General features: G+C 63.3%; 5 protein-coding genes. 2 read left to right on the top strand and 3 right to left on the bottom strand.

The window, feature by feature from the left end:
- Window positions 1-65: 65 nt before the first annotated feature.
- The 3 genes from ACH2EI_RS13030 to ACH2EI_RS13020 are packed head-to-tail and all read right to left on the bottom strand — an operon-like array spanning window position 66 to window position 2,756.
- Window positions 66-1,394 carry a cytochrome P450 gene (locus ACH2EI_RS13030; protein ID WP_395160320.1) on the bottom strand — a complete coding sequence of 443 codons (1,329 nt, stop codon included), beginning with the start codon at window positions 1,392-1,394 and terminating at the stop codon, window positions 66-68.
- Window positions 1,391-1,882: a homoprotocatechuate degradation operon regulator HpaR gene (gene hpaR / locus ACH2EI_RS13025; protein WP_395152106.1), complete on the bottom strand. Its 492-nt coding sequence runs from the start codon at window positions 1,880-1,882 to the stop codon at window positions 1,391-1,393. Before hpaR ends, ACH2EI_RS13030 begins: the two co-directional genes overlap by 4 nt.
- Window positions 1,875-2,756, bottom strand: coding sequence for a fumarylacetoacetate hydrolase family protein (locus ACH2EI_RS13020; protein ID WP_395152108.1), 882 nt, complete (start codon window positions 2,754-2,756; stop codon window positions 1,875-1,877). Before ACH2EI_RS13020 ends, hpaR begins: the two co-directional genes overlap by 8 nt.
- 38 nt (window positions 2,757-2,794) lie before the next feature.
- On the opposite strand from ACH2EI_RS13020, the gene ACH2EI_RS13015 reads away from it, so the two are divergent.
- Window positions 2,795-3,178, top strand: a complete 384-nt coding sequence (locus ACH2EI_RS13015; protein ID WP_395152110.1) for a hypothetical protein — start codon at window positions 2,795-2,797, stop codon at window positions 3,176-3,178.
- Window positions 3,179-3,225: 47 nt separating this feature from the next.
- Window positions 3,226-4,542: 5-carboxymethyl-2-hydroxymuconate semialdehyde dehydrogenase (gene hpaE, locus ACH2EI_RS13010; protein WP_395160318.1), on the top strand; the 1,317-nt coding region annotated here is incomplete at its 3' end.

Below are 4,542 nucleotides of genomic sequence, written 5' to 3'. Positions count from 1 at the left end.
GTATCGAGCCTGCATCTGCTCGGAACGGTTCAGTTCGTAGAGGAACTTCTGTACGGCGTAGAGGCTCATCCGTCCCACTCCAAATGCAGTACGTCGGGGCCACGAAAGGTGATGTTCGGGAAGAAGCTGAAGTCTTGCTCAGATCCGTCGGGGTTCTCGGCAAGCCGCAGCGATGGAAGGCGTTGGGACAGCAGCTCGAGGGCTATGCGGGCCTCCATCCGAGAGAGGCCGGCGCCCAGGCAGAAGTGGATGCCCTTGCCGAACGAGATGTGGCGGCTCGCACCGCCGCCCTTGAGGCCGCGGGTGATGTCGAACGTGCCAGGGTTCTCGAAGAGATCAGGTTGGTGGTTGGCTGACGCGAAGTTGAGCATCAGCTTCGTGCCGGCAGGCAGATCGACGCCACCGAGCGTGGTTGCTTGGGTGGTGATACGCCGCCACGAGATCTGGCTGGACTCGAAACGCAGCGTCTCTTCGACAGCGGCGGCTGCGAACGATGGATCGGCGCACAGTGCGTCCCACTGCTCGCGGCGCGGGAGGAGGCAGCGCAGCGTGTTGCACAGCAGTGCCGTCACCGGGTCGTGCCCGGCGAACGAGATGCCGTACACGACTGACTCGACCTCGCGGTACGAGATGCCGGTGCCGTTCGCCGGGTCGGGGTCGGCATCGTGTGCATCGAGGAGTTCGGACGTGAAGTCGTCGTGGCGTTCGTCGCGGCGCTGGGCGACGAAGTCGCGGCAATAACGCCAGTAGGCGAGCATCCCTTCGGCGATCTCGGTCTGCTCGGCAGCGGTTGGCTGGCCCCACGAAAAGGCCTTGCGGTTGCCGCACCACGACTTGATCATCCGGTCGTCCTCTTCGGGGAAGCCGATGAGGCGGAAGACGATCTCGGCGGGCAGGGGAAAGGCAAGCGCGGCCACATAGTCGGCGGAGTTGCCGCTCGCGACCATGTCGTTGAGCAAGGCCGTGGCCCGGTCGCGCATGTAGTCCTCGAGCGCCTTGAGGCGGCGGTTTGAGAAACCCTGACGGGTGAAAACGCGAATGCGAGCGTGGTCGGGCTCGGGCCGGTTCGACATCACGGCGATCGGATCGAAGTCGGCAGCACTCAGTACGGCGTTGGCCTCGGGAGCGAGCGGGAAGATGGGGTCTTGCACGTTGGTCGAGGCGAACACGTCGGGGTGCATGAAGACGTGCTCGATGTCCTCCATTCTGGTGACCACGACATGACCCAGTTGCTCGGCGTAGAACACCGGGTGCTCGTCGCGAAGCGCAGCAGCGATGGGGTAGGGGTCAGCTAAGTAGTCGTCGCTTAACGGCGACCACGAAGCATGCATCGGGCACCCAGGTGGCGGTGCCGCGATCGTGTCGGGAGCCGCGTGGTAGCTGTTCGAACTCACAGGTTCACCTGATTTCGAATTGGTTGGCCGTCGGTTGGTTGGTCGTCGGTCGACAGTTTCGCGAGGAGGCCGTACAGCACGTCGAGTTCGCCCGGGTCGAGGAGGGCGTCGATTCGGCCGTAGGCGCGTTCGCTTGATGGTGCGATTTCACTGACGAGCTCGAGGCCTCGCGTGCTGATGCTGATCTCAGCGCGCCGGGCGTCGGGTGCAGTCGCGCGTTCGATCAGGCCACGCTCGTCCATCGACGCCAGCATCCGCGACAGGCTCGGCCCGAGGAGAAAAGTGCGGTCGGCCAGTTCGCCGACCGACATTGGGAGCTTTGCATCGCGCAATGCCCGGAGGACGCGCCACTGCTGCTCCGTCAGGTCGCGGTCGCTGAGGGCAGGGCGGAAGTACCGCATCACGGACTCGCGGGCCCGCATGAGCGCCATGGGGAGCGAGTCTTCGAATGCCCGCAACGGGATGGTCGCAACGAGTGCTTCACTCATCGCGGACACCGTTGCGCAGGGTTCCAAGTTCCGGAACGTGCACCTCGATGGTGTCGCCGGGGACCAGAAACTTTGGCGGATCGAACCGTGCACCGGCCCCGATGGGTGTGCCAGTGAAGATGATGTCGCCAGGCTCCAGCGTGCAGAACGTGGAGAGATATTCGATCTGGTACTCGATCGGATACGCCATAGTGGCTGGCGTGTCGTCTTGACGGAGCTCGCCGTTGACGTGTGTGGTGAGGTGCAGGTTCTCGAAGTCGCCGATCTCATCGAGCGTGACCATCCACGGTCCAATGGCTCCCGAGCTCTCCCAGTTCTTGCCCTGCGTCACGTTGAACTTGGCGTGTCGCACCCAGTCGCGAATGGTGCCTTCGTTGCCGAGAGCGAGGCCCGCGATGTGCTGACGAGCGTCTTGGCGCTTGATGCGGCGACCGCCAATGCCGATGACGGCGACGATCTCGCCTTCGTAGTCGAGTTGCTCGCTCTCGGGCGGGCGGACCAGGGGTTGCTCGTGGCCGGTGAACGAGCTCGGGAAGCGGACGAACACGCTCGGCTTGTCGGGGCTGTCCTCGCCGTCTTTGTACTCGGCGTTCCGGCCGCCGTAGTTCACGCCGATACAGAAGATTTTGCCAGGCGAGGGGAGCGTGCGTTCGAAGGTGATGTCGTCCACCGAGAGCTTCGGCGTGGCCGACTCCGAGACGATGCGAGCCTCACTGACGCGCTCCTGTGCCAGGAGGTCCGACAGATCGCGGACGCCGTCCAGTCGATCGCCGAGGTCGATGATGCCGTCAGCTCCATCGACACCGGTGGCGATGCCAAAGCTGGCCCGGTTCGCTCCTTTTTCAGTTCGGTGGGAGAAGCTGAGCAGTTTCATGTTGCACTTATATCTAACATGTTATATAACTGTGGTCAATGCCTCATCTGATCGTCGAGCACTCGGCCAACGTCGAGAACGTCCCGCTCATCCTCGAAGCCGTCCACGCTGCCGCGCTTGAGACAGGTCTCGCGCCGATCGACGCACTGCGGACCCGGGCAGCCTGCCGAGACAGCTACGTGATCGGTGATCGCCATCCGGATAACGCTTTCATCGCGTTGACGCTGGGCCTCGGGCCTGGCCGGAGCGACGACGAGAAGCAGTTGCTGATAGACGCGCTCATGGAGGCCATCGAGGCCACCGTCGGCGAGGCAGCAGACCACATGATGCTGAGCGTCGAGATCCAAGAGATCGACCCTGCGATGCGCCTCAATCACAATCACCTGCGCGCCCACATCGCAACGCGCAACCCCACGACCTGAGTGTGACATGAGTGTGACACCGAGCAAACCGACCGACGGAGAAACACATGGCCGCAGACAAGACCTTCGACGAATATCAGGCGATCGCAACGGCGGCAGTTGCGCGCTTCAAAGACTCGCCGCTGCGGCACCTCATTGGCGGTGCACCGACAGCGAGCGTGAGTGGTGAGACGTTCGAGAATCACTCGCCGGTTGACGCGTCGATACTTGGATCTGTTGCCTCGGGCGATGCGGCTGACATCGATGCAGCGGCGCGTGCGGCCGACGACGCGTTTGCCGACTGGTCGGGGCGCACCGGCAAAGAGCGAAAGAATATTCTCCACCGTGTTGCCGACCTGATCGAGGCTCGAGCTGACGACATCGCTGCGGTGGAATGTGTCGACACCGGCCAGACGATTCGCTTTATGTCGGCTGCCGCGATCCGCGGGGCGGAGAACTTTCGTTTCTTTGCAGATCACGCACCCGATGCGAACAATGGTCGGTCGATGCCTGACGAACACCACGTCAACTTCTCCAGCCGGAAGGCGCTCGGCCCAGTTGGTGTGATCACACCGTGGAACACGCCCTTCATGCTGTCGACCTGGAAGATCGCTCCGGCGCTCGCAGCCGGCTGCACGGTCGTTCACAAGCCAGCCGAGTGGAGCCCGTACTCGGCTGCGATGCTGTCGGAGATCGCACTTGAAGCAGGCCTGCCAGTTGGCGTGCTGAACACGGTGCACGGCTTCGGCGAGTCGGCCGGCAAGGCGCTCACCGAACACCCGCTCATCAAGGCAATCGCATTCGTCGGAGAGTCGTCGACCGGCTCCATGATCCAGGCGCAGGGCGCGCCGACACTCAAGCGTGTGCACTTCGAACTCGGTGGCAAGAACCCGGTCATCGTGTTCGACGATGCCGATCTGGAGCGAGCGCTCGACGCCGTCATGTTCATGATCTACAGCCTCAACGGTGAGCGCTGCACGTCGTCAAGCCGCGTACTCATCCAGTCGACGATTCACGACGAGTTCGTGACCAAGTTGGGGCAGCGAGTACAGGCGCTGAAAGTTGGCCACCCACTTGACCCGTCGACCGAGATCGGGCCGCTCATCCACCCGCGGCACTGCGCCAAGGTGCGGAGCTACGAGGCCAAGGCGAACGACGCTGGCGCCACGGTGCTCGTCGGCGGCGGCGAGCGGCAAGACCCGGCCAGCTACTACGTCAATCCGATGCTGTTCACGAACGCAACGAACGACATGGCGATCGCACAGGAAGAGATCTTCGGCCCGGTCCTCACCGCCATCCCATTCGACACCGAAGCTGCGGCGGTACGAATCGCGAACGATGTCGACTACGGCCTCGCCGGATACCTCTGGACCGGAGACACCGGC

The sequence above is a fragment of the Ilumatobacter sp. genome (genome assembly GCF_041688325.1).
GTDB lineage: Bacteria > Actinomycetota > Acidimicrobiia > Acidimicrobiales > Ilumatobacteraceae > Ilumatobacter_A.
The sequence above is the reverse complement of the archived record's forward strand: the minus strand, read 5'-3'. Positions and strand labels throughout refer to the sequence as shown.

Bases quoted from the DNA above. Each gene is read 5' to 3' on its own strand.
- hpaR (WP_395152106.1), bottom strand. From the start codon at position 1,882: ATGAGTGAAGCACTCGTTGCGACCATCCCGTTGCGGGCATTCGAAGAC.
- ACH2EI_RS13020 (WP_395152108.1), bottom strand. From the start codon at position 2,756: ATGAAACTGCTCAGCTTCTCCCACCGAACTGAAAAAGGAGCGAACCGG.
- ACH2EI_RS13015 (WP_395152110.1), top strand. From the start codon at position 2,795: ATGCCTCATCTGATCGTCGAGCACTCGGCCAACGTCGAGAACGTCCCG.